The organism is Pseudomonas sp. p99-361 (genome assembly GCF_003935475.1).
Taxonomy (GTDB): Bacteria; Pseudomonadota; Gammaproteobacteria; order Pseudomonadales; family Pseudomonadaceae; genus Aquipseudomonas; species Aquipseudomonas juntendi.
Genome location: NZ_RHQO01000029.1, coordinates 41,054 through 62,948, shown reverse-complemented (window position 1 = coordinate 62,948; position 21,895 = coordinate 41,054). Strand labels below are relative to the sequence as shown.

Genomic DNA, 21,895 nt, shown 5'->3' with positions numbered 1-21,895 from the left:
ACGTAGGAGCGAGCGCAGCTCGCGATTGCGCCGCGCGGGCGGCGCTCGATCTCACAGGCGCTGAAGATGCTCCGGCTGCCCTTGCCAGAAACCATAGAATCTCCCACAGGATCACCACAGGCCTGAGGATTGGGGAGTGCTTATGGGAGCCAGCCACAGGGTTATCACAGGCCTGAATTTTGTGAGGTCCCTGTGGGAGCTGGCTTGCCGGCGATGGGCTGCAAAGCAGCCCGGTTATCTGCGCCACCTGTTTCTTACATCCTGCAACGCTCTATCCCACTGCCCACGCGTCATCCTCTGCCATACTCCGCCGTACACAGTTTGAAATAGTCCCCCGATTGAAACGGCACCCCAGGCCCCTTATATACCCCGCAGTAAGCGACAATTCATCCGTCAGGAGAACGTAACAACCATGATGCGCATTCTGTTGTTTGTAGCCACCAACCTCGCGGTGGTGCTGGTTGCAAGCATTACCCTGAGCCTGTTCGGTTTCAACGGGTTCATGGCCGCCAACGGGGTCGACCTGAACCTCAGCAGCCTGCTGGTGTTCTGCGCCGTGTTCGGCTTCGCCGGCTCCCTCGTCTCGCTGTTCATCTCCAAGTGGATGGCGAAGATGACCACCGGCACCCAGATCATCACCCAGCCGCGCACCCGCCACGAGCAGTGGCTGTTGCAAACGGTCGAGGAGCTGTCCCGGGAAGCGGGCATCAAAATGCCTGAAGTGGGCATTTTCCCGGCCTACGAGGCAAACGCCTTCGCCACCGGCTGGAACCGTAACGACGCACTGGTAGCGGTGTCCCAGGGCTTGCTGGAGCGTTTCTCGCCCGACGAAGTGCGTGCGGTACTGGCCCACGAAATCGGCCACGTGGCCAACGGCGACATGGTTACCCTGGCGCTGGTCCAGGGCGTGGTGAACACCTTCGTGATGTTCTTCGCCCGGATCATCGGTAATTTCGTCGACAAGGTCATCTTCAAGAACGAAGAAGGCCAGGGCATCGCCTACTACGTGGCAACCATCGTTGCCGAGCTGGTATTGGGTATCCTGGCCAGCATGATCGTCATGTGGTTCTCGCGCCGCCGCGAATACCGCGCCGACGAAGCCGGTGCACAACTGGCCGGCACTTCGGCGATGATCGGCGCTCTGCAGCGCCTGCGGGTGGAACAAGGCCTGCCGGTGCACATGCCGGACACGCTCAAGGCCTTCGGCATCAACGGCGGCCTCAAGCATGGCCTGGCCGGCTTGCTGATGAGCCACCCGCCGCTGGAAGACCGTATCGAGGCCCTGCGCCGTCGCGGTTGATCCAACAGGCAAGCAAGGGCGACTTCGGTCGCCCTTTTTTGTGCCTGCCTGTGCAGGCTTACCCGCGCTAGCGCCGGCAGACCCGGTAGACCCGCTCCAACACACTGGATGCCCCGGCCTGCAGAAACTTCGGACTTTCCCCGAGCACCTGCGCCTGCTCCAGTTCATCCACCTGCCAGCCCGCAAAGCCCTGCCTCAGCTCCTGATCCGCCACCGAAAACGGCGGCCCGGCCAGCAGCGACTGGTCGTAATCCAACGTCACCACCACGCCGAGGCACCCGGCTGGCAACAACGCCGACAGGGCCTGCGCGTAGCGCGCACGCATGGGCGGCGGCAGGGCAATCAGCGCCGCGCGGTCGTACAGGCCCGCGCAGTCGCCGACATCTTCTGCCTGCAGGGCAAAGAAGTCCCCACACCACAGCTCCACGTCGCCACTGCGCCATACTTCAAAGTCGCCACGCTGCCGCACCTCGGCCTCAAGCCCATGCTCGCGGAAGAAACCCTCCACGGCCCGCCGCGAAAGCTCCACGCCCAATACCCGGTGCCCCTGCCCGGCCAACCAGGCCAGATCGAGGCTTTTGCCGCACAGTGGCACCAGCACGCGGCTGCCGGGCACCTGCTGCAATGTTGGCCAGTACCGCTGCAGATACGGGTTCACCTGCGCCTGGTGGAAGCCGATCTGGTTGTCGGCCCACCGTTGCTGCCAGAACGCTGGTTCCATGAACACTCCCGATTTTTAGATGGTTTGCCAGCAAAAGTTGGTTTGGATTTCGATCTTTAGTTGATCGAAGATGAGTGCATCTTAACCTTCAGGACCCCGCCATGCTGCCCAGCCTGTTCATTTCCCACGGCTCCCCCATGCTTGCCCTGCAACCCGGCGCCAGCGGCCCGGCGCTGGCAGGGCTCGCCAACGCACTGCCGCGGCCGCAAGCCATTGTGGTGGTGTCGGCGCACTGGGAAAGCCGCGAGCTGCTGATCACCGGTGGCGCACACCCAGAAACCTGGCATGACTTCTACGGCTTCCCACCGGCCTTGTATGCGGTGCAGTACCCTGCGCCCGGTGACCCTGCCCTCGCCGGCCGGGTCGGCGAGCTGCTGCAGGGCGCCGGGCTGGCCGCGCGCCTCGACCCGCAGCGGCCGTTCGACCATGGCGCCTGGGTGCCGTTGTCGTTGATGTACCCCGATGCGAGCATCCCAGTGGTGCAGGTTTCGCTGCCCACCCAGATGGGCCCGGCGCTGCAAGTGGAGGTTGGCCAGGCACTGGCGGGGCTACGCCAGGAGGGCGTGCTGCTGGTGGGTTCGGGCAGCATTACCCATAACCTTGGCGAGCTGGACTGGCATGCTGGGCCCGACGTGATCGAGCCGTGGGCGTTGGCGTTTCGAGATTGGGTAGTGGAAAAACTGCGGGCTGATGACCGGGAGGGGTTGCTGGCTTATCGGCAACAGGCGCCGTTTGCAGTGCGCAACCACCCGAACGATGAGCATTTGTTGCCGCTGTTTTTTGCCCTTGGGGCGGGGGGGCAGTTTGGCGTTGTGCACCAAGGCTTCACCTTGGGGGCGCTGGGGATGGACATCTACCGGTTCGACTGAGGATTGCGGGGGGCTGCCGCGCAACCCCACCATGGCACAGGCAAAAAAATCCCCAGCCAAGGCCGGGGATTTTTCATTGCGCCAGGATCAATCCTCGCGGTAGCGGCGCAGCTTCAGCTGCTTGCCGGCCACGCGGGTGTCCTTGAGCTTGGACAGCAGCTTCTCGAGGCCATCTTCCGGCAGCTCGACCAGGCTGAAGCTGTCGCGCACCTGGATACGACCGATCGCGTCACGCGCCAGGCCACCCTCGTTGAGGATCGCGCCCAGCAGGTTCTTGGCGGCGATACCGTCACGGGCACCCAGGGCGGTACGGCAACGCACGCGGCCTTCGGCCAGCGGCAGCGGCGCACGACGCTCGCGGTCGCCGCGGTCAGGGCGCTCGCTGCGCTCACCACGTTCGGTACGCTCACCACGCGGGGCGAAGCTCGGCACCAGCGGCTGCTCACGCTCTACCGCCGCCAGGTCCAGCGCCTGGCCGTTGGTGGCCTTGCGCAGCAGGGCCGAGGCCAGGGCACGGGCGCTGCAACCCAGGTCGTTGGTCAGGCGGTCGAACAGGTCACCATGGGTGGCTTCAGCCTCGGCAACCAGTGGCGCCAGGCTGTTGGTCAGCTTCTTGATGCGCGCATCGAGCACCGCCTGGGCGTTCGGCAGGCGCGCTTCGGCAACCTTCTGCCCGGTTACACGCTCGATTACCTGCAGCATGCGGCGCTCACGTGGCGTGACCAGCAGCAGCGCACGGCCTTCGCGACCGGCACGGCCGGTACGGCCGATACGGTGCACGTAGGACTCCGGGTCGTACGGCATGTCAACGTTGAATACGTGAGTGATGCGCGGTACGTCCAGGCCACGGGCCGCCACGTCGGTGGCGACAACGATGTCCAGGCGGCCATCCTTGAGCGAGTCGATCACGCGCTCACGCTGGTTCTGGGCGATGTCGCCGTTCAGCGCAGCAGCCTTGTAGCCCTTGGCTTCCAGCGCGGCGGCCAGGTCCAGGGTGGCTTGCTTGGTGCGCACGAAGGCGATCAGCGCGTCGAACTCTTCCACTTCCAGCAGACGCAGTACAGCCGGGATCTTCTGGTCGGCGTGGACCATCAGGTGGGCCTGATCGATCGCGGTAACGGTCTGGGTCTTGCTCTGGATCTTGACGTGCTTGGGTTCGCGCAGGTGGCGCTCGGCGATCGAACGGATCGACGACGGCAGGGTGGCGGAGAACAGCACGGTCTGGCGGGTAGCAGGGATGGCGTCGAAGATCACTTCGAGGTCGTCCATGAAGCCCAGTTTGAGCATCTCGTCGGCTTCGTCCAGTACCAGGTACTGCACGGTCGACAGGACTTTTTCGTCGCGACGCAGGTGGTCGCACAGACGGCCCGGGGTGGCGACGACGATTTGCGCGCCGTTGCGGATGGCGCGCAGCTGTGGGCCCATTGGGGCACCACCGTACACAGCAACCACGTTCACGCCTGGCATCTGCTTGGCGTAGGTTTCGAAAGCGGTAGCAACTTGCAGCGCCAACTCACGGGTTGGCGCCAGGATCAGGGCTTGCGGTTCGCGCTTGCTCACATCGATCTTGTTGAGGATCGGCAGGGCGAAGGCAGCGGTCTTGCCGGTGCCAGTCTGCGCCTGGCCGATCATGTCATGACCGGCGAGGATGATCGGGATAGATTGCTGCTGAATGGCGGACGGCTCTTCATAGCCGGTAGCCACTACGGCAGCAACGATATTCGGGTTGAGATCGAGAGCGGCGAAGCCGCCGGTTTCCTGGGTCATGGGTCTGCCTCTAGGTGCATCCGCAAAGACCCATGCTCCAAAGCTGCACATGCCTTGAAAGACCGTCAGGTCACCCAGGCAGCTTTGGCGGCGGGGATTTGCGAAAACGATTGAAAAAGAAAACTTGGGAAGGTCCGCCTAGCGGACGTGCAGCCGAAGCTGGACTCGGAGGATTTGCACCACCTGATTTTGAGGTCCGCTAAAAGACCGGCGCGTACTATACCTGAAATGTACGGTTAGGTGAGGAATATTTTCAGGGGCTGAAACGATAATCCCTGACGCTGCCACGATCCCCGTAGGAGCGGCCTTGTGTCGCGAAAGGGGCGCGCAGCGGCCCCGGCAACATCCGCAGCGAAGCTGAAAATGTGGGGCCGCTGCGCGCCCCTTTCGCGACACAAGGCCGCTCCTACAGGGATCGCGACGGCTACGGCCGCACCTGCCATTCAGGTAGCCGGCCGAATCTCGCGGATCAAACCCTCGAGGCTGTAGCCCAATCGTGGCGCCAGCGCCTGCGCCCGGGCCCGCAAGCCTTCCATGTCCAGGGTCTGCTCCAGATCCGCCGGCACCAGCAGAATCACATTGCCCTCCTTCACCGGCAGTTCCCAGTAATGGCGGTGGTACAAGCCACGCAGCAACGCTGCACCCAGCGGCTTGCCATCATCGGTGGCCCACTGGTTGATCACCAGCCAGCCGCCCGGGTTGAGTTGCTGCTGGCAGCTCGCCAGGAAGTTCCACGCCAGGTGCCCTACCCCCGGCCCATGGTCGGTGTACAGGTCAACGAACAACAGGTCGGCCTTTTCTGCGCTGGGCAGCAGCTCCAGCGCATCGCCAATGCGCACGTACAGCCGCGGGTCGTCGTCCAGGCCCAGGTACTGCATGGCCAGGCGCGGGACGTCCGGGCGCAGCTCGATGGCTTCGATATCGTCCAGCGGCAGGAACTTCATGCAGGCCTGGGTCAGCGTGCCCGCGCCAAGGCCCAGGAACAGCGCGCTTTCCGGCTGTTCATGGCACAACGCGCCAACCAGCATGGCGCGGGTATAGTCGTACTCCAACCAGCTGGGGTCGGCAGTGAACACACAGCTTTGCTCGATGGCATCGCCGAATTCCAGAAAGCGGTAGTCGTCCACTTCGTACACGCTGATGACGCCAAAGGCATCCTCCACCCGCGCCAGTAGCCGCTCTTGCCGTTCCGTCGCCATGCCTGCACCCGCCCGCACAAAAACGCGCATTGTCCGCCAACGCCCCCGATGCAACAAGCGCAGCGCCAACTGTTACCATGGCCGCCAGCCGATAACCGACCAGACCGAGCCTGACATGAACCAACCGTGGAGCCCCGACAGCTGGCGCGCCCTGCCGATCCAGCAGCAACCGACCTATCCCGATGCCGCGCACCTGCTGAAGGTCGAACAGACCCTGGCCAGCTACCCGCCGCTGGTGTTCGCCGGGGAAGCGCGCGAACTGCGCCGGCAGTTTGCCGAAGTGACCGAAGGCCGCGCCTTCCTGCTGCAAGGCGGCGACTGCGCCGAGAGCTTCGCCGAGTTTTCAGCGGCAAAAATCCGCGACACCTTCAAGGTGCTGCTGCAAATGGCCATCGTCATGACGTTTGCCGCGGGCTGCCCGGTGGTCAAGGTCGGGCGCATGGCCGGGCAGTTCGCCAAGCCACGCTCGGCGGGCGATGAAACCATCGGCACCGTCACCCTGCCCGCTTACCGGGGCGACATCGTCAACGGCATCGGCTTCGACGCCAAGAGCCGCATCCCCGACCCGGAGCGCCTGCTGCAGGCCTACCATCAGGCCACCGCCAGCCTCAACCTGCTGCGGGCCTTCGCCCAGGGCGGTTTTGCCGACCTGCACCAGGTGCACAAGTGGAACCTGGACTTCATCGCCAACTCGGCGCTGGCCGACAAGTACCACCAGTTGGCCAACCGCATCGACGAAACCCTGGCGTTCATGCGTGCCTGTGGCCTGGACAGCGCGCCGCAGCTGCGTGAAACCAGCTTCTTCACCGCCCACGAAGCGCTGCTGCTGAACTATGAAGAGGCCTTCGTGCGCCAGGACAGCCTGACCGGCGACTACTACGACTGCTCGGCGCACATGCTGTGGATCGGCGACCGCACTCGCCAGCTGGACGGCGCCCATGTCGAGTTCCTGCGCGGGGTGCACAACCCGATCGGGGTCAAGGTCGGCCCCAGCATGAACCCCGAGGAACTGCTCCGCCTGATCGACACCCTTAACCCGGCCAACGACCCAGGGCGCCTGAACCTGATCGTACGCATGGGCGCGGGCAAGGTCGGCGACCACCTGCCAGGGCTGATCCGCTGCGTAGAGCGCGAGGGGCGCAAGGTGCTGTGGAGCTCCGACCCCATGCACGGCAATACCATCAAGGCCAGCAGTGGCTACAAGACCCGTGATTTTGCGCAGATCCTCGACGAGGTGAAGCAGTTCTTCCAGGTGCACCAGGCCGAAGGCAGTCATGCCGGCGGCATTCATATCGAGATGACCGGGCAGAATGTGACCGAGTGCATCGGTGGCGCACGGCCGATCACCGAAGATGCCCTGTCAGACCGCTACCACACTCACTGCGACCCACGGATGAATGCCGACCAGTCGCTGGAGCTGGCGTTCCTGATTGCCGAAACACTGAAGCAAGTACGGCGCTGACCCTCGGCGCCTACCCCCTCGGCCTGGTGCCGCGAAGCGCCGCCTGCGCGGCGCTCGCCCCACCGGCGCGGTCAAACGCTCAAAGCTCGAACCCGAGCATCACCGCACACACCACCAGGAACACGCAGAACATCGCCCGTAGCACCTTCTCTGGCAGCGCATGGGCCAGCTTCACCCCCCAGCTGATACTGAGCAGGCCGCCCACCGCCAACGGCAACCCTACCCCCCAGTCAACACTGTGATGCACGCCATAGGTCACCAGGGTCACCAGGGTGCTCGGCGCCGCCAATGCCAGCGACAGCCCTTGGGCCACCACCTGGGTAGTGCCGAACACACTGGTCAGGATCGGTGTGGCTACCACGGCGCCACCTACCCCGAAGAGCCCGCCCATGGTACCGGCAAAGCTGCCCAGCACCCCCAGCCAAGGCCAGGCATAACGCAGTTCGGCACTGGCTGGCGCCACTTTCATGAACATCCGCGCCACGTTCCACACCGCCAGCGCCACCAAAAAGCCGACAAAGCCCAGGCGCATGGAATGCGCATCCAGCCCCACGGCCCAGATCGAACCCAGCCAGGCGAACACGAAACTGCACAACGACAGCGGCACGGCGTGGCGCAACTCAATGCGGTTGCGCTGGTGATAACGCCACAACGCCAGCAACACATTCGGCACCACCATGACCAGCGCAGTGCCCTGCGCCAGTTGCTGGTCCAGGCCGAACAGCACGCCCAGCGCCGGGATCGCGATCAGCCCACCGCCTATGCCGAACAGGCCCCCCATGGTGCCCAGGGCAGCGCCCAGCACGATATACAGCAACCACTCGATCATCAGGGCCTCGTTCGCCAGCAAAGTTGATAGCGGCATGCTAACCAGTGTGCGCTGGCGGGGAAACGCACAGCAGCGCACAATGGCTGTGCGTATTGTGCAAAAGCAAGGCAACCATGAGCCCCGATACCCTCACCGAGCAGCTAAGCCTGTTCCTGGACGTGCTGCAAAGCGGCAGTTTTTCTGCCGCCGCCCGCCGCTACCCGCTGACCCCGTCTGCGGTGGCGCGGCGCATTGACGCCCTCGAAGCCGCCGTGGGCAGCCGCCTGTTTACCCGCAGCACCCATGCCGTGCGCGCCACCCCGGCGGGCCACGCCTTTGCCGAGCGGGCCAAGCGCATCATCGAGGAACTGCGCCTGGCCCGTGCCGAGGCAGTGTCGCTGAGCAATGCACCGGAAGGGCTGATCCGCATCGACGCCCCCGCCGCGTTCGGCCGCCGCCACCTGGCCCCGGCCATTGCCGACTTCCTGCTGGCCTACCCGGGCCTGGACGTGCAGCTGCGCCTGATCGACAGCTTTGTCGACCTGCAGGGCAGCCACCTGGGCGAAGTGGACTTGGTGTTGCGTGCCGGCCCGTTGGCCGATACCCGCCTGGTCGCCACGCCACTGGCCTACATGGTGCGCATTGCCTGCGCCAGCCCCACCTATTTGGCCAGCCGCGGCATGCCCAGCTGCCCCAGCGAACTGCCCGGCCATGACGGCCTGGACTGGGACGGCCTGGCCCCCCCGTACGCGTGGCGTTTCGAGGTCGCCGGGCAAACCCGCCTTTACCGCCCGGCCCGCATGCGCATGGCCGCCAACAACGCCGAAACCCTGTTGTTTGGTGCGCTGGCGGGCCTGGGCATCGCCCATTTGCCCACCTGGCTGATCAGCGAGTACCTGCTGCGCGGCGAACTGGTGCCACTGTTTTGTGACGCAGGCCTGCCCCAGGCTGAAAGCAGCGGCATTTACGCGCTACGCCTGGAACATGAAACGAACTCTCGCAGCCGTTTGCTGCTCGAATTTCTCAAGAGCCGCTTCAGTCCGATTCCACCCTGGGACCTGGCCCTGCGCAGCGGACTGCGCGAGTGATGCGTGCAGTGACGCTCAACGTGCCAGGATTTCCCATTGATTACCTTCAAGGACGTGCATGAACGCCGACACCCAAGCTCCCTGTGACGAGCTGCTGCTGGACAACCAGGTCTGTTTCGCCCTGCATTCCACCTCGTTGCTGATGACCAAGGTCTACAAACCGCTGCTGCAGGCCCTGGGCCTGACCTACCCGCAATACCTGGCCATGCTCGTGCTGTGGGAGCAAGACGGCCTGACCGTGGGTGAAATCAGCCAGCACCTGCTGACCGACCCGGGCTCACTGACCCCGCTGCTCAAGCGCCTGGAAAGCGAAGGCCTGCTACAGCGTAACCGCAGCCGCGAGGACGAACGGGTGGTGCTGGTGCAACTCACCGACAAAGGCCGCGCCCTGCAGCAGCGGGCAAAGGAAGTGCCGCAGTGCATCCTCAAGGCCAGCGGTCGCAGCCTTGAGCAGTTGCAGCAGTTGCAGGCCGAGTTGCTGGACCTGCGCGAGAACCTGCAGAAAAACCTTTAGCGGCTATGCTGGGCAATGGCCGTTCGGCTGAGCGGTGAATATTTATCTTGCGCGCTAACTAATTGCGCGCTAATTTAAATTCCACACCAACCCGCGTCCTCCCGCTAACGGGAGCGCACAGCGCATTAGCGAGGCTCAAGATGCAAAAGGTCACTCCGCTGTACATCGCAGAAGCTACCTCCACCGGTGGGCGCGACGGTAAATCCCGTTCCAGCGACGGCAAGCTGGACGTCAAGCTGAGCACCCCGAAAGAGCTGGGTGGGGCTGGCGGTGACGGCACCAACCCTGAGCAGATGTTTGCCGCCGGCTACTCGGCGTGCTTCATCGGCGCCTTGAAGTTCGTGGCAGGGCAAGAGAAAAAAGCTTTGCCGGCCGATGCTTCGATCACCGCCAAGGTGGGGATTGGCCAGATTCCGGGCGGTTTCGGCCTGGACATCGATCTGCACATCAACCTGCCCGGCCTGGCCCAGGCCGACGCCGAAGCGCTGGTGGAAAAGGCGCACAAGGTGTGCCCGTACTCCAACGCCACCCGCGGTAATGTGGATGTACGGCTGCACGTAGCAGTCTAAACCTGCCCTGCAGGTGCAGCGATGCACAATTGACAGACACAAAAAACCCGGCCGAAGCCTAATGCCAGTCAGTTAAGCAATTTTGGGCCGCTTTGCGACCCTTCGCGGGCACGCCCGCTCCCACAGGGGGATAGCGCATCTCTTGAGTTCAGCGCCAAACGTGTGGGAGCGGGCGTGCCCGCGAAGGGCTGCAAAGCAGCCCCACTAACGCTTAACTGACAGGCATCAGGCCGAAGCCGGTTTTTTTGCCTTTCACAAAAAGCATTACTTCGTTGGAACGGCCGAAGCGCTGGTGGAGACCAATGCCACCCGCGGCAATGTGGATGTGCGGCTGCACGTAGCCGTTTAAGCCTGCCCTCCAGGTGCAGCGATGCACAATTGGCAGACACAAAAAAACCCGGCCGAAGCCGGGTTTTTTGCCTTTCACAAGAAGCATTACTTCTTGGAACGGCCCTTGAAGCTGTTGTCGCGGGTGTCGATGTCGATCCACTCGTCGATCTGGATGAAGTCAGCAACCGAAATCTCGGTACCGTTCTTCAGTTTGGCAGGCTTCATGACCTTGCCCGAGGTGTCGCCGCGCGCAGCGTTCTCGGTGTAGACAACCTGACGGCTGATGGTGGTCGGCAGTTCAACCGATACCAGGCGGCCTTCGAAGAACACGGCTTCGCAGACGTCTTCCATGCCTTCTTCGATGTAAGGCAGAACAGCTTCGATGTCTTCTTCGTTCAGCTCGTACATGGTGTAGTCGCTGGTGTCCATGAAGGTGTACGAATCACCGCTGATGAACGACAGGGTCGCTTCTTTGCGGTCCAGGATGACGTCGTCCAGCTTGTCGTCTGCACCGTATACGGTTTCGGTCTTGTAGCCGGTCAGCAGGTTCTTCAGCTTGGTCTTCATGATCGCGCTGTTACGGCCCGACTTGGTGAACTCAGCTTTTTGAACCAGCCACGGGTCGTTGTCGATGCGCAGCACGGTACCGGGTTTCAGTTCTTTACCAGTTTTCATTACGAAGTATCCGAATCTGGATGGATTTATAAAAATCGAGGCCGCATATCATAGCGAATTTCCATAAAAGTGTACTAGCGCCGTGGCAAGGTCCGGCTGAGCGGCCTGTTGCGCCGCCCAGCACCGGGCGTGCTGCTGCAGTTCCGGCCAATGCCGGCGGGCTGCCTGCCAGGCCTGGCCCATGTCCTGGTCCATGTTCCAGGCCCGCCACAGGCCCAGCAACGCGGCGCCGGCATCGGTTGACAAGCCGCGTCGATAAAGCGCCAGAAACGCTTCGAGCTTTTCCCAGTGTGCATTCTCGTCCTGCACGTAGATGTGCCACAACATGGGCTGCCCGGCCCACTGCGCCCGCACGAACGAATCCTCGCCCCGCACCGCATTGAAGTCGCAGCACCACAGCAGCCGGTCGAAATCATCCTGGCTGACGAACGGCAACACCTGCACGGTCAGCACACCACGCGTGCGCACCTGCCCGGCCTGCAGCGGCGCTTCGCCGAGCCAGTGGCTGAGGCCGGCGACCACACGGCCTTGCGGCACCAGCAGGTGGCAGGCTTGGTCACCGGCAGCCAAGGCATCGAGCCAGTTGCCCAATTGCGGGTTTTCATAGGCGAACAGGCTGATCAGCAGAGCCCCGGGCGCTGGGCTTACAGCCAACCCCTGCAGGAACGCCTGCCGGGCAGCAGCCGACTGTTGCAACGCGTCGCGCCGGGCCAGCAGCTCAGCCTCGCGCAGCAGGCCACCGGTGTTTTCGGTGAAGCCGGGGAAGAAGAACACTTTGCGCAAGCCATTTGCCTGCGGCGACGGCAGACCATGGCAACCCGCTACCCAATCCTCGGCACTGAGGTATTCAAGGTTCAACCACAGGGGTGGCCGGGGGCAGACCCGCATGGCCTCGACATAAGCCGCTGGCAACTGGCAGGCGAAGGCACCGATCACCACATCGGCAGGCGCTACCGGCAACCAGGCCGCCGGCCACTGGCGTACCTCCACACCCTGCTGCCACTGCTGCGCCGCGTTGGCGTCGGCGCCGGGGCACATCGGCGTGAAGGCGTTGAGATCATCCACCCACAGGCGCACCGCCAGGCCATGCTCGGCCACCAACTGCCGGGCCAGGCGCCAGGTCACGCCAATATCGCCGTAGTTGTCGACCACGCTGCAGAAGATGTCCCAGGTGGCTTTCATGCGCCGTTCCCTTTAACTTGCGTAAAAACGCGGATTCTGCCCGACAGCATGCGACAATGCACCCCGCCCACTTTGCCAAGGAGGCTGCCATGCCCCGCCGCCGTGAACTGACCATCACCCTGAAGCCGTTGCAGTTGATACTGTGCGTGGCTTTGGGCCTATGGCTTGGCGCAATGGCGATTGCCCTTAGCCTGCTGCTGGCCCATCAACTGTGGCCGCTCCCGCCCGAGCGGCAAGCCGCGGCCCCGGCCGTGGCACCAGCACCGGCACCGGCACCGGTGCAACCGGCCGACGCGCAAGCTGAAATGTTCGAGCGCTACAAGCACATGCTGCAGCAACAGGAACAACAACAGGCCGCTGAGGCTGCGCAGGGTAACCCGCGCAACCTGAACAGCCCCAAGTGCCAGTTCTGGCTGCAACAGAATCGCACTGCACCTACCGACAAAAGCCAGGCCAACGTGCTGGAGTTCTGTTATTGACCACGCGCAAGCCCCACCTGCTGGCACAGATCGTCGCCACCCTGGAACATGACCTGGACGTGCTGACCCGTGCGGCCCAAACCGCCTATGAAGCCGCCACGGCGGAAGAGAACATCGCCGAGAACAAGTACGACACCTTGGGCCTGGAGGCCTCGTACCTGGCCACCGGGCAAGCCCGACGCAGTGCGCAAATCCGCCAGGCGCTGCTGATTTACCAGCAACTGCTGCTGCGCGACTACGACCCGGCGCGCGGGGTGCAGGTGAGCAACCTGGTGACCCTGGAGGATGAAACTGGCGAACAACGCCGGGTGTTTCTGGGGCCTGAAGCTGCCGGCCTGAAGATTGCCGCAGCAGACGGGCTGGTGACAGTGATCACCCCGCGCTCGCCGCTGGGGCAAGTGTTGCTGGGTAAGCGGGTGGATGATGAGGTGAGCCTGGGGGCGCAGGTACTGTTCGTCGTGGATGTTGCCTGAACAGGCCGCGCACGCCTACTAACGGTGCAGGGCATCGAAACGCCCGGCAAGGCCCTGCTCGGCGAACTGCTCGACGATGAAATCGACGAACGCACGGGTCTTGCCCGGCAACAACTTGTGCTCGGCGAAATACAGGCTGATATGCCCATCGTCCACATACCAGTCCGGCAACACCCGCTGCAGCCGACCGGCCTGCAGGTAGGGCACCGCGAACGGCAAACTCACCAGCGCAATCCCCAGCCCCTGCTCGGCCACCGCGCAGGCAGCGTCCGAATCGCTCATGGTCATGGCCTGGCGCAACAGCAATGGCTGCTGTGCCTGCCAGCGGCTGGTCAATGGCCACGAGCGTACCCGCCCGGTCTGCGGCGAGCGGATTAGAATGCCGTCATGGCGCTGCAACACGTGCGGCTCATCGATCTGCGCATGCCGCTGCAGGTACGCCGGCGCGGCCACCAGCACCCGGTGCGCCGGGGTCAACTTGCGCGCCACCACCCCCGGCGGCAGTTCAAAACCACCACCAATGGCCGCATCGAAGCCCTGGCCGATCAGGTCGACCTGGCGGTTATCGAAATGCCAGTCCGGGGTAATGGCGGGGTAGCGGCGCAGAAATTCGCCCAGCAAGGGCAGCACGTACAAACGCCCGAACACCGTGCCCATGCTGACCCGCAGCAGCCCGGCCGGTTGCCCTTCGGCACTGGCCAGGTTGGCCACCGCATACTGGATAGTGCGAAAGCTGTCGCTCACCTCGCCAAGAAAACGCTGCCCTGCTTCGGTCAAGGTCAGCTTGCGGGTACTACGCTGGAACAACCGCACCCCCAGGCGCGCCTCCAACTGCGCAACGTGCTTGCCCACGGCAGCGGGCGTAATGCGCAAGCGCCTGGCCGCTTCGGCAAAGCTGCCCACCTCGGCACTGCGGATGAAGCATTCCAACGCGTTGAACGATTCCATGGCCATGATTGGCAACCAAAGGTTTACTCTGCTTATAGTGATTGCCATCTTATCAGCAGGTAATCGAGCGCCGATACTGCGCCTATCCGAGGCATTCCAGCCTGGCTTACAGCAGGAGATCAGCATGTCCAAGCAACTTACACTCGAAGGCAAGGTGGCCCTGGTACAGGGCGGTTCCCGGGGTATTGGCGCGGCTATCGTGCGGCGCCTGGCCCGCGAGGGTGCGCAAGTGGCCTTCACCTATGTCAGCTCTGCCGGGCCGGCAGAAGACCTGGCACGGGAAATCGGCGACAACGGCGGCAAGGCCCTGGCCCTGCGTGCCGACAGCGCCGATGCCGCTGCCGTGCAGCTGGCCGTGGATGACACCGTGAAGGCCTTCGGCCGGTTGGATATCCTGGTCAACAATGCCGGGGTACTGACGGTCGCGCCGCTGACCGAATTCGACCTCGCCGATTTCGATCGCACGTTGGCGGTGAACGTACGCAGTGTCTTTGTCGCCAGCCAGGCAGCGGCGCGGTACATGGGCCAGGGCGGGCGCATCATCAACATTGGCAGCACCAATGCCGAGCGCATGCCATTTGCCGGCGGCGCGCCTTATGCCATGAGCAAGTCGGCGCTGGTCGGCCTGACCCGCGGCATGGCGCGCGACCTGGGGCCGCAGGGCATTACCGTGAACAACGTGCAACCAGGGCCGGTGGACACCGACATGAACCCGGCCAGCGGCGAATTCGCCGAAAGCCTGATCCCGCTGATGGCAATCGGGCGGTATGGCGAAGCGGACGAGATTGCCAGCTTCGTGGCCTACCTGGCCGGGCCTGAAGCGGGGTATATCACGGGGGCCAGCTTGACGGTGGACGGTGGCTTTGCCGCCTGATTGCGCCGTTGGTGTGGTGGCACCCTGTAGATCGAGCGCCACCCGCCCCCGCAAATGCATTGGTGCCGTGCCCTGTGCTTGCCGATAATCTCCCTCTTGCTCCTGCCCGCTACGAGAAACACATGCCCGCCCCTACTCTCAGCCGCACCCTGATCCTGCTGATGGCCACCGCCACCGGCCTGGCCGTGGCCAGCAACTACTATGCCCAGCCGCTGTTGCACAGCATTGCCCAGCAATTCGGCCTGAGCACCGTCAGCGCCGGCAGCATCGTGATTGCCGCGCAGCTCAGCTATGGCGCCGGCCTGTTGCTGCTGGCACCGCTAGGCGACCTGTTCGAGCAGCGTCGGCTGATTACCGTGATGACCGTCATCGCCACCCTCGGCCTGGTCATCAGCGCCTGTGCCCCTGGCCTGCCATGGCTGATCCTCGGTACGGCGTTGACCGGCCTGTTCTCGGTAGTGGCACAAATTCTGGTGCCCATGGCTGCCTCGCTGAGCGAGCCGCAGCAGCGCGGCCGTGCGGTCGGCACACTGATGAGCGGGCTGCTGCTGGGCATTCTGCTGGCGCGCACCGCGGCCGGCTTCATGGCCGAACTGGGCGGCTGGCGCAGCATCTATGTGCTGGCCGCCGTGCTGATGGCGATCACCGCCGTGGCGCTGTACCGCAGCCTGCCGCAACACCACAGCCATGCCGGGCTGAAGTACCCGGCGCTGATCGGCTCGGTGTTCCGCCTGTTCCTGGAAGAGCCGGTACTGCGCCTGCGCTCGCTGCTGGGCCTGCTGGCATTCAGCCTGTTCGCCCTGTTCTGGACACCGTTGGCATTCCTGCTGGCAAACCCTCCTTACCATTATTCAGATGCGGTGATCGGCCTGTTCGGCCTGGCGGGTGCAGCCGGTGCACTGTCGGCCAACTGGGCCGGGCGCCTGGCCGACCGGGGCAAGGGCCAGTTGGGCACCACCGTGGGCCTGGTGGTACTGCTGCTGTCGTGGGTGCCGCTGGGGTTTGCCCAACAGTCACTGCTGGCCTTGCTGCTGGGCGTGCTGATGCTCGACCTGGCGGTGCAACTGGTCCACGTGAGCAACCAGAACGCCGTGATCGCCCTGCGGCCCGAAGCGCGTACCCGGCTCAACGCCGGGTATATCACCTGCTACTTCATTGGCGGGGCGCTAGGCTCTTTGTTAGGCACGCAGCTGTACCAGCGCCAAGGCTGGCTGGGCATCGTGGCGGCAGGGTTGGTCATCGGCGCCCTGGCATTGCTGGCATGGCTGCTTGCCGCGCGTAAAACCGAAGCTCGCACCTCCGCCGGGGCGGCCTAGGCGCCTGTTACAGGCAGCGATACCTGGTCGACAATCGACGGCAACTGGCGCCAGCACAACGGCCAGGCGCATCTGCCTGACAGCGTGGCGCAACGCGTGAATCGTCTTGGGGCAAGGCGGCTGGTAAGATGCCGCCTTTTTGCCGGCCTGTCGCGCCTTCAGGAGCCCCCGCATGCCCCCGCGTCCTCCCCGCCTGCCCCTGAGCCTGCTCGGCCTGGGCCTGGCCTTGCAGTGCCCTGTCGTGCTTGCCCAGGGCGGCGTGCTGCTGGCCCCGGTGCAGGTCGTCGATACCTACGCCAACGACGGCTACCAGGCCAGCGAGGCTGCAGTGGGTGGCTTCCAGCCCGCCCCTCTGCTCGACACCCCGGCTTCGATCAGTGTGCTCAGCCAGCCACTGCTGGAAGACCGCCAGGTGCGCATGCTCAGCCAGGTGCTGCAAAGCGACGCGTCGGTTGGCGAAAGCTATGCCCCCATCGGTTACTACGAAAACTTCAATGTGCGGGGCTTTGCGCTGAACGCGGCCAGCAGCTACCGCATCAACGGCCAGACCATCGCCGGCGAACAGAGCGTGGCCCTGGAGAACAAGCAGCAGGTGGAACTGCTCAAGGGGCTGTCCGGGCTTCAGAGCGGCGTAGCGGCCCCCGGCGGCTTGATCAACTACGTGACCAAGCGCGCTGAAGCGGTGCGCAGCCTTACGCTGTCGACCAACGAACAGGGCGAGCGCTACCTGGCCACCGACCTTGGCGGCTGGTTTGGCAGCGAACAGCAGTTCGGCCTGCGCGCCAACCTGGCCCATGAAGACCTGCGCTCGTACGTCGACCATGCCGATGGCCAGCGCAACTTCGCCTCGCTGGCCTTCGACTGGCAGATCAGCCCCGACGCCACCCTGCAGCTGGACGCTGAATACCAGCACCGCGAACAGCGCTCGGTGCCCGGTTACCAGTTGCTCGGCGGCAGCGTAGTGCCCCACGGCATCGACCCGGATGACCGGCTGGCCTACCAGCACTGGGCAAAGCCGGTGCAGAACGACTCGCTGAACCTGGGCGGGCGCTTCGAGTACCGCTTCAACGACAGCTGGACCGGCACCCTCAGCGCTTCGCGCAGCAAGGTGGTGATCGATGACTACAGCGCGTTTGCCTGGGGCTCGAGTGAAGGCGCGTACTTCGGCAGCACGGGTGATTACGACATCTACGACTACCGCAGCCCAGACGACACCCGCCGCACCGACGAGGCCCAGGCCCTGCTCACCGGGCGCTTCGATGGCCTGGGGGTGGGCCACGAACTGACCGTGGGCAGCAGCGCCCAGCGGCGTACGCTGGACCAGCGCCCGTATTACAACGCGTGGCTGGGTACCGGCAACATCGACACCGGGGCCCCGGCTTTCGAGCCGTCCGACCAGCCGCTTGGCGCCAGCCAGCGCCGCCTGGACAGCCGCCAGTACGGCCTGTTCGTCAGCGACAGCATCCGTTTCAACGAACATTGGCAAACCGTGCTGGGTGCCCGTGAGGTACGCCTGGACGAACAGACCTGGGACGAGACCGGCGTTGCCGGGCGCCATACCCGCCAATACCAGCTGCTGCCCAATGCTGCGCTCATCTACAAGCCGCAGCCGGAGACCACCGTGTATGCCAGCTACGCCAAGGGGTTGTCTGCTGGCGGGACGGCGCCCTGGTTCACCAGCAACGCCGCCGAAATCCTCGCGCCGACAACGTCACACCAGCTGGAGCTGGGCCTCAAGCACGACTGGCAGGCGCTGAGCCTCAGCGCCGCGCTGTTTCAGATTCGCCAGGCCTATCAGTATGCGCGCCCCGACGGCGCCGGCAGCTTCACTTACGTGCAGCAAGGCCAGCAGAAGAACATCGGCCTGGAATTGGGTGCCAGCGGCTGGCTGACCCGCAGGCTGCAGGTGCAAGCCAGCGCAGCGGCCATTCGGGCGCGGGTGCAGGACAGCGGCACGCCCGACTATGAAGGGCACCAGGCGATCAACGTGCCACGCTTGCGCGCAGCCCTGCACGCCGAATACACCCTGCCGGTCGCAGGCCTGGCGCTGCTGGGCGGCGCACGCTACAGCGCCAGCAAGTATGCGAGCCAGGCGGGGAATGTGGCGGTTGGTGCGTACACGGTATTCGATGTAGGCAGCCGCTACCGCACGCGGGTCGGCGGGTATGACACGGTCCTGCGGCTGACGGTGGACAACCTGCTCGACAAGCGTTACTGGCGTGATGTGGGCGACTACCTGGGGGACAACTACCTGTTCCAGGGCGCGCCGCGCACTGCCCGGCTGTCAGCTTCGGTCAGCTTCTGATATTCAGGGCCGCTTGCGGCCCATCGCCGGCATGCCCGCTGCCACAGGGGCTGTGCAGCCGGCCCAATGGGCCTTGAAACAAAAAGCCCCCGGGCTTTTCAGCGCGGGGGCTTTTTGTAGAATGTGGCGGTGAAGAAGGGATTTGAACCCTTGATACGATTTCTCGTATACACACTTTCCAGGCGTGCTCCTTCGACCACTCGGACACTTCACCGTTTCTCTTCAAGCCTTGCGGCCCGTCGAGGTGCGCTAATTTAGTGAAAGCGTTCCCCTTTGGCAAGCATTTTTTTCAGTTTTTTCATGTATTTGCACCAGAGCCCGGCTGGGCGCTGACCGACCAGTCAGCCTTGCTGCTTTACCTTGCCCATCGCGCTGGGTAACGTCGGTGCCACGCCAACAAAAGGACTCTGCCATGAGCGAGCTGATTACCTACCACGCCGAAGACGGCATCGCCACCCTGACCCTGAACAACGGCAAGGTCAATGCCATCTCGCCGGAGGTAGTCAGCGCGTTCAATGCCGCGCTGGACCGCGCCGCCGAGGCCCGCGCAGTGGTGATCATCACCGGGCAGCCGGGCATTCTGTCGGGCGGCTACGACCTCAAGGTGATGACCCGCGGCCCACAGGAAGCCATCAGCCTGGTCACCGCCGGGTCCACCCTCGCCCGCCGCCTGCTGGCTCACCCCTTCCCGGTGGTGGTCGCCTGCCCGGGCAATGCCGTGGCCAAGGGCGCCTTCCTGCTGCTGTCGGCCGACTACCGCATTGGCGTCGAAGGGCCGTACAAGATCTGCCTGAACGAAGTGCAGATCGGCATGACCATGCACCACGCCGGCATCGAACTGGCCCGCGACCGTCTGCGCCGCTCGGCCTTCCACCGGTCGGTGATCAACGCCGAAGTGTTTGACCCGCATGCGGCGGTGGATGCCGGCTTCCTCGACAAGGTGGTGCCCGCCGAACAACTGCAGGAAGCGGCGCTGAACGTGGCGCGGGAATTGAAGAAACTGAACATGCTGGCGCACAAGAACACCAAGCTGAAGGTGCGCAAAGGGCTGCTCGAGGCCTTGGACACCGCCATACAACTGGACCAGCAGCCTATGGGTTGACCCTGCTGGCCGCTACGCGGGTCGGGCGTACCTGATCCCGCGCAGGGGCGGGCTCACCCGCGAAGTGGCCAGCACAGGCTGATACCGGTATTTGCCCCAGCCAGTGCACAGCCGTACACTGCCCAGCGACTGTCTGGTGTGAGTCGTACCATGCTTTATTCATTGCGCATGCTCCTGCTGGCGCTGCACTTTCTCGCCGTTGGCGTCCTGGGCCTGGCCATTGGCTTGTGCCGCCCCTTCAACCCCGACAACAGCCGCCTGTTCGCCCGCCTTTACAGCCGGCCGGCCACCTGGCTGTTGCGCATCAAGGTCAAGGCCGAGGTCGGCCCGCTGTGGGACCAACCACCCGGTTGCGTGATCGTGGCCAACCACCAGTCCAACTTCGATCTGTTCGTGCTGGGCCAGGTGGTGCCGCAGCGCACGGTCGCCATCGGCAAGAAAAGCCTGGGCTGGATACCGTTGTTCGGTCAGCTGTTCTGGCTGGGCGGCAATGTGTTGGTCGACCGCAACAATGCCTACCAGGCGCGCAAGGCCCTGCAGAAGACCACCCGGGTGCTGCAGAACGACACCTCTATCTGGATTTTCCCCGAAGGCACACGCAATGCCGGCGAGCAGTTGCTGGCGTTCAAGAAAGGCGCGTTTCACATGGCCATCGAGGCCGGCGTGCCGATCGTGCCAGTGTGCGTCAGCCGCTATGCCCGGCGCCTGAGCCTGAACAGCTGGCGCCGCCGCACCGTGATCGTGCGCTCGCTGCCGCCCATTGCCACCGCGGGCCTGACCCAGCAGGACCTGCCAGCACTGGTGGAGCAGTGCCGTGTGCAGATGCAACAGTGCATCGAGCGCATGGAAGGGGAACTGGGCAAGGGCTAGGTTGCTCTTCAGCCGTCTACAGCCCAAGCTATGAACCGTGTTCAACCGGAATAAGCGGGCAACCATGGGTCGAGTAGTGGCGTCAGCGGTGTACAGCGCCGGCCGGAAGGTCACCAACATCAGCATCGACGAGGGCAGCGAGTGGGCACGCAAGCCTGGGCATTTTGTCTGGATCGGCCTGGAAGAGCCCAACGCCGAGGAACTGGCCACCCTGCAATGCCAGTTCAACCTGCACGAACTGGCCATTGAGGATGCCCTGGAAAAGCACAGCCGGCCCAAGCTCGAGACATTCGGCGACGCGCTGTTCATCGTCACATACTCGCCGGTACGTCACGAAGGCAAGCTGGAGTTCATCGAAACCCACATCTTCGCCGGCAACGGCTACATCATCACCTGCCGCAACGGCCACTCCAAATCCTATGCCATGGTGCGCCAGCGCTGCGAGGCTCGGCCCTTGCTGCTGGAGCACGGTGAGGACTTCGTGCTGTACGCCCTGCTCGACTTCGTCACCGAAAACTACCAGCCAGTCAGCGAAGCCATCCATGGCGAGATCGAAGCGCTGGAGCAGAGCGTGCTGGGTGGCTCACTGCAAGAGGACGACATTCGCCGCCTGCACAGCCTGCGCCGCGATATCCTGCGCCTGCGCCGCTACGTGGCGCCCATGGTTGAGGTCAGCGAAGAGCTGCAGCGCCTGAGCTTCCCGTTCATCGACAAGAACATGCGCCCGTATTTTCGTGATGTGCAAATCCACGTCACACGGCAGATGGAGGACTTGTCGGGCATTCGCGACATTGCCAGCCAGACCATCGAGATCGGCATGTTCCTGGAGTCGTCACGGCAAAGCATCGTGCAACGCAAGTTTGCCGCGTGGGCGGCGATCCTGGCGTTCCCCACGGCGATCGCCGGGGTGTATGGGATGAACTTCCAGAATATGCCGGAGCTGAGCTGGCATTACGGCTATTTTGCGGTGTTGGGGGTGATTGCTGCGGGGTGTACCGGGTTGTATGCCAGTTTCAAGAGGTCGGGCTGGCTATAGGCCGCTTG

21 protein-coding genes, 1 tRNA gene and 1 pseudogene are annotated in these 21,895 nt (G+C 64.0%); 14 read left to right on the top strand and 9 right to left on the bottom strand.

All coding sequences use genetic code 11. The features are described 5' to 3' along the window. Window positions 1-412 precede the first annotated feature (412 nt). Window positions 413-1,300 carry a protease HtpX gene (gene htpX / locus EGJ22_RS14720; RefSeq protein WP_047150248.1) on the top strand — a complete coding sequence of 296 codons (888 nt, stop codon included), beginning with the start codon at window positions 413-415 and terminating at the stop codon, window positions 1,298-1,300. Between the two features lie 67 nt (window positions 1,301-1,367). Here htpX and EGJ22_RS14715 read toward each other — a convergent pair whose 3' ends face one another. Further along, window positions 1,368-2,021 carry a thiopurine S-methyltransferase gene (locus tag EGJ22_RS14715; protein WP_009683622.1) on the bottom strand — a complete coding sequence of 218 codons (654 nt, stop codon included), beginning with the start codon at window positions 2,019-2,021 and terminating at the stop codon, window positions 1,368-1,370. A gap of 101 nt (window positions 2,022-2,122) precedes the next feature. Here EGJ22_RS14715 and EGJ22_RS14710 point away from each other — a divergent pair, with 101 nt between their 5' ends. Next, window positions 2,123-2,890, top strand: coding sequence for a class III extradiol ring-cleavage dioxygenase (locus tag EGJ22_RS14710; RefSeq protein WP_029888095.1), 768 nt, complete (start codon window positions 2,123-2,125; stop codon window positions 2,888-2,890). Window positions 2,891-2,977: 87 nt separating this feature from the next. Here EGJ22_RS14710 and EGJ22_RS14705 read toward each other — a convergent pair. Next, window positions 2,978-4,691 (bottom strand): annotated as a pseudogene (locus EGJ22_RS14705) (DEAD/DEAH box helicase). 409 nt (window positions 4,692-5,100) lie between these two features. Beyond that, entirely contained in the window at window positions 5,101-5,856 is a 756-nt protein-coding gene (locus tag EGJ22_RS14700; RefSeq protein ID WP_029885626.1) for a spermidine synthase, read from the bottom strand. 115 nt (window positions 5,857-5,971) lie between these two features. Here EGJ22_RS14700 and EGJ22_RS14695 point away from each other — a divergent pair, with 115 nt between their 5' ends. Further along, complete coding sequence (locus EGJ22_RS14695) at window positions 5,972-7,318, top strand: class II 3-deoxy-7-phosphoheptulonate synthase (RefSeq protein WP_009685228.1); 1,347 nt, start codon at window positions 5,972-5,974, stop codon at window positions 7,316-7,318. A gap of 79 nt (window positions 7,319-7,397) precedes the next feature. Here EGJ22_RS14695 and EGJ22_RS14690 read toward each other — a convergent pair whose 3' ends face one another. Then, complete coding sequence (locus EGJ22_RS14690; RefSeq protein WP_029885627.1) at window positions 7,398-8,147, bottom strand: sulfite exporter TauE/SafE family protein; 750 nt, start codon at window positions 8,145-8,147, stop codon at window positions 7,398-7,400. 113 nt (window positions 8,148-8,260) lie between these two features. On the opposite strand from EGJ22_RS14690, the gene EGJ22_RS14685 reads away from it, so the two are divergent. The 3 genes from EGJ22_RS14685 to EGJ22_RS14675 all read left to right on the top strand — a co-directional run bounded on the left by EGJ22_RS14685 (window position 8,261) and on the right by EGJ22_RS14675 (window position 10,297). Then, the gene (locus EGJ22_RS14685; protein ID WP_029885628.1) at window positions 8,261-9,214 is read left to right on the top strand and encodes a LysR family transcriptional regulator; all 954 of its coding nucleotides are present in this window, start codon (window positions 8,261-8,263) and stop codon (window positions 9,212-9,214) included. 58 nt (window positions 9,215-9,272) lie between these two features. Beyond that, window positions 9,273-9,728, top strand: coding sequence for a MarR family winged helix-turn-helix transcriptional regulator (locus EGJ22_RS14680; RefSeq protein WP_029885629.1), 456 nt, complete (start codon window positions 9,273-9,275; stop codon window positions 9,726-9,728). Window positions 9,729-9,868: 140 nt separating this feature from the next. Continuing rightward, the gene (locus EGJ22_RS14675; RefSeq protein WP_009685224.1) at window positions 9,869-10,297 is read left to right on the top strand and encodes an organic hydroperoxide resistance protein; all 429 of its coding nucleotides are present in this window, start codon (window positions 9,869-9,871) and stop codon (window positions 10,295-10,297) included. A 211-nt stretch (window positions 10,298-10,508) separates the two neighbouring features. On the opposite strand, the gene EGJ22_RS14670 is transcribed toward EGJ22_RS14675, so the two are convergent. Genes EGJ22_RS14670 through earP form a run of 3 tightly spaced genes read right to left on the bottom strand, consistent with a single transcriptional unit; the run spans window position 10,509 to window position 12,484 of the window. Continuing rightward, complete coding sequence (locus EGJ22_RS14670) at window positions 10,509-10,724, bottom strand: hypothetical protein (RefSeq protein WP_125920308.1); 216 nt, start codon at window positions 10,722-10,724, stop codon at window positions 10,509-10,511. 8 nt (window positions 10,725-10,732) lie between these two features. Continuing rightward, entirely contained in the window at window positions 10,733-11,302 is a 570-nt protein-coding gene (gene efp / locus EGJ22_RS14665; protein ID WP_009685223.1) for an elongation factor P, read from the bottom strand. A 48-nt stretch (window positions 11,303-11,350) separates the two neighbouring features. Beyond that, window positions 11,351-12,484: an elongation factor P maturation arginine rhamnosyltransferase EarP gene (gene earP / locus EGJ22_RS14660; RefSeq protein ID WP_029885630.1), complete on the bottom strand. Its 1,134-nt coding sequence runs from the start codon at window positions 12,482-12,484 to the stop codon at window positions 11,351-11,353. An 89-nt stretch (window positions 12,485-12,573) separates the two neighbouring features. Here earP and EGJ22_RS14655 point away from each other — a divergent pair, with 89 nt between their 5' ends. Both EGJ22_RS14655 and EGJ22_RS14650 read left to right on the top strand, forming a co-directional pair. Continuing rightward, a complete protein-coding gene (locus EGJ22_RS14655; protein ID WP_029885631.1) occupies window positions 12,574-12,963 on the top strand; it encodes a hypothetical protein in 390 nt (129 codons plus the stop codon). Then, window positions 12,960-13,436 carry a GreA/GreB family elongation factor gene (locus EGJ22_RS14650; RefSeq protein ID WP_029885632.1) on the top strand — a complete coding sequence of 159 codons (477 nt, stop codon included), beginning with the start codon at window positions 12,960-12,962 and terminating at the stop codon, window positions 13,434-13,436. The genes EGJ22_RS14655 and EGJ22_RS14650 overlap by 4 nt, the downstream gene beginning before the upstream one ends. Before the next feature lie 18 nt (window positions 13,437-13,454). Here EGJ22_RS14650 and EGJ22_RS14645 read toward each other — a convergent pair whose 3' ends face one another. Then, the gene (locus EGJ22_RS14645) at window positions 13,455-14,390 is read right to left on the bottom strand and encodes a LysR family transcriptional regulator (protein WP_029885633.1); all 936 of its coding nucleotides are present in this window, start codon (window positions 14,388-14,390) and stop codon (window positions 13,455-13,457) included. A gap of 118 nt (window positions 14,391-14,508) precedes the next feature. Here EGJ22_RS14645 and EGJ22_RS14640 point away from each other — a divergent pair, with 118 nt between their 5' ends. From EGJ22_RS14640 to EGJ22_RS14630, 3 genes are all read left to right on the top strand, one after another. Next, entirely contained in the window at window positions 14,509-15,258 is a 750-nt protein-coding gene (locus EGJ22_RS14640; protein ID WP_009685217.1) for a 3-oxoacyl-ACP reductase family protein, read from the top strand. Between the two features lie 122 nt (window positions 15,259-15,380). After that, the gene (locus tag EGJ22_RS14635) at window positions 15,381-16,574 is read left to right on the top strand and encodes an MFS transporter (protein WP_009685216.1); all 1,194 of its coding nucleotides are present in this window, start codon (window positions 15,381-15,383) and stop codon (window positions 16,572-16,574) included. Window positions 16,575-16,746: 172 nt separating this feature from the next. Continuing rightward, window positions 16,747-18,879: a TonB-dependent siderophore receptor gene (locus EGJ22_RS14630; protein WP_029885634.1), complete on the top strand. Its 2,133-nt coding sequence runs from the start codon at window positions 16,747-16,749 to the stop codon at window positions 18,877-18,879. A 124-nt stretch (window positions 18,880-19,003) separates the two neighbouring features. Here the strand turns inward: EGJ22_RS14630 and EGJ22_RS14625 are convergent. Beyond that, window positions 19,004-19,093: transfer RNA gene (locus EGJ22_RS14625), tRNA-Ser, on the bottom strand. A gap of 198 nt (window positions 19,094-19,291) precedes the next feature. On the opposite strand from EGJ22_RS14625, the gene EGJ22_RS14620 reads away from it, so the two are divergent. The 3 genes from EGJ22_RS14620 to EGJ22_RS14610 all read left to right on the top strand — a co-directional run bounded on the left by EGJ22_RS14620 (window position 19,292) and on the right by EGJ22_RS14610 (window position 21,887). After that, window positions 19,292-19,981 (top strand): crotonase/enoyl-CoA hydratase family protein, encoded by a 690-nt coding sequence (locus EGJ22_RS14620; protein WP_009684093.1) that lies wholly within the window; start codon window positions 19,292-19,294, stop codon window positions 19,979-19,981. A gap of 150 nt (window positions 19,982-20,131) precedes the next feature. After that, the gene (locus EGJ22_RS14615; protein ID WP_029885635.1) at window positions 20,132-20,851 is read left to right on the top strand and encodes a 1-acyl-sn-glycerol-3-phosphate acyltransferase; all 720 of its coding nucleotides are present in this window, start codon (window positions 20,132-20,134) and stop codon (window positions 20,849-20,851) included. Window positions 20,852-20,915: 64 nt separating this feature from the next. Next, window positions 20,916-21,887, top strand: a complete 972-nt coding sequence (locus tag EGJ22_RS14610; RefSeq protein WP_009684091.1) for a magnesium and cobalt transport protein CorA — start codon at window positions 20,916-20,918, stop codon at window positions 21,885-21,887. The last annotated feature ends 8 nt before the right edge of the window (window positions 21,888-21,895 follow it).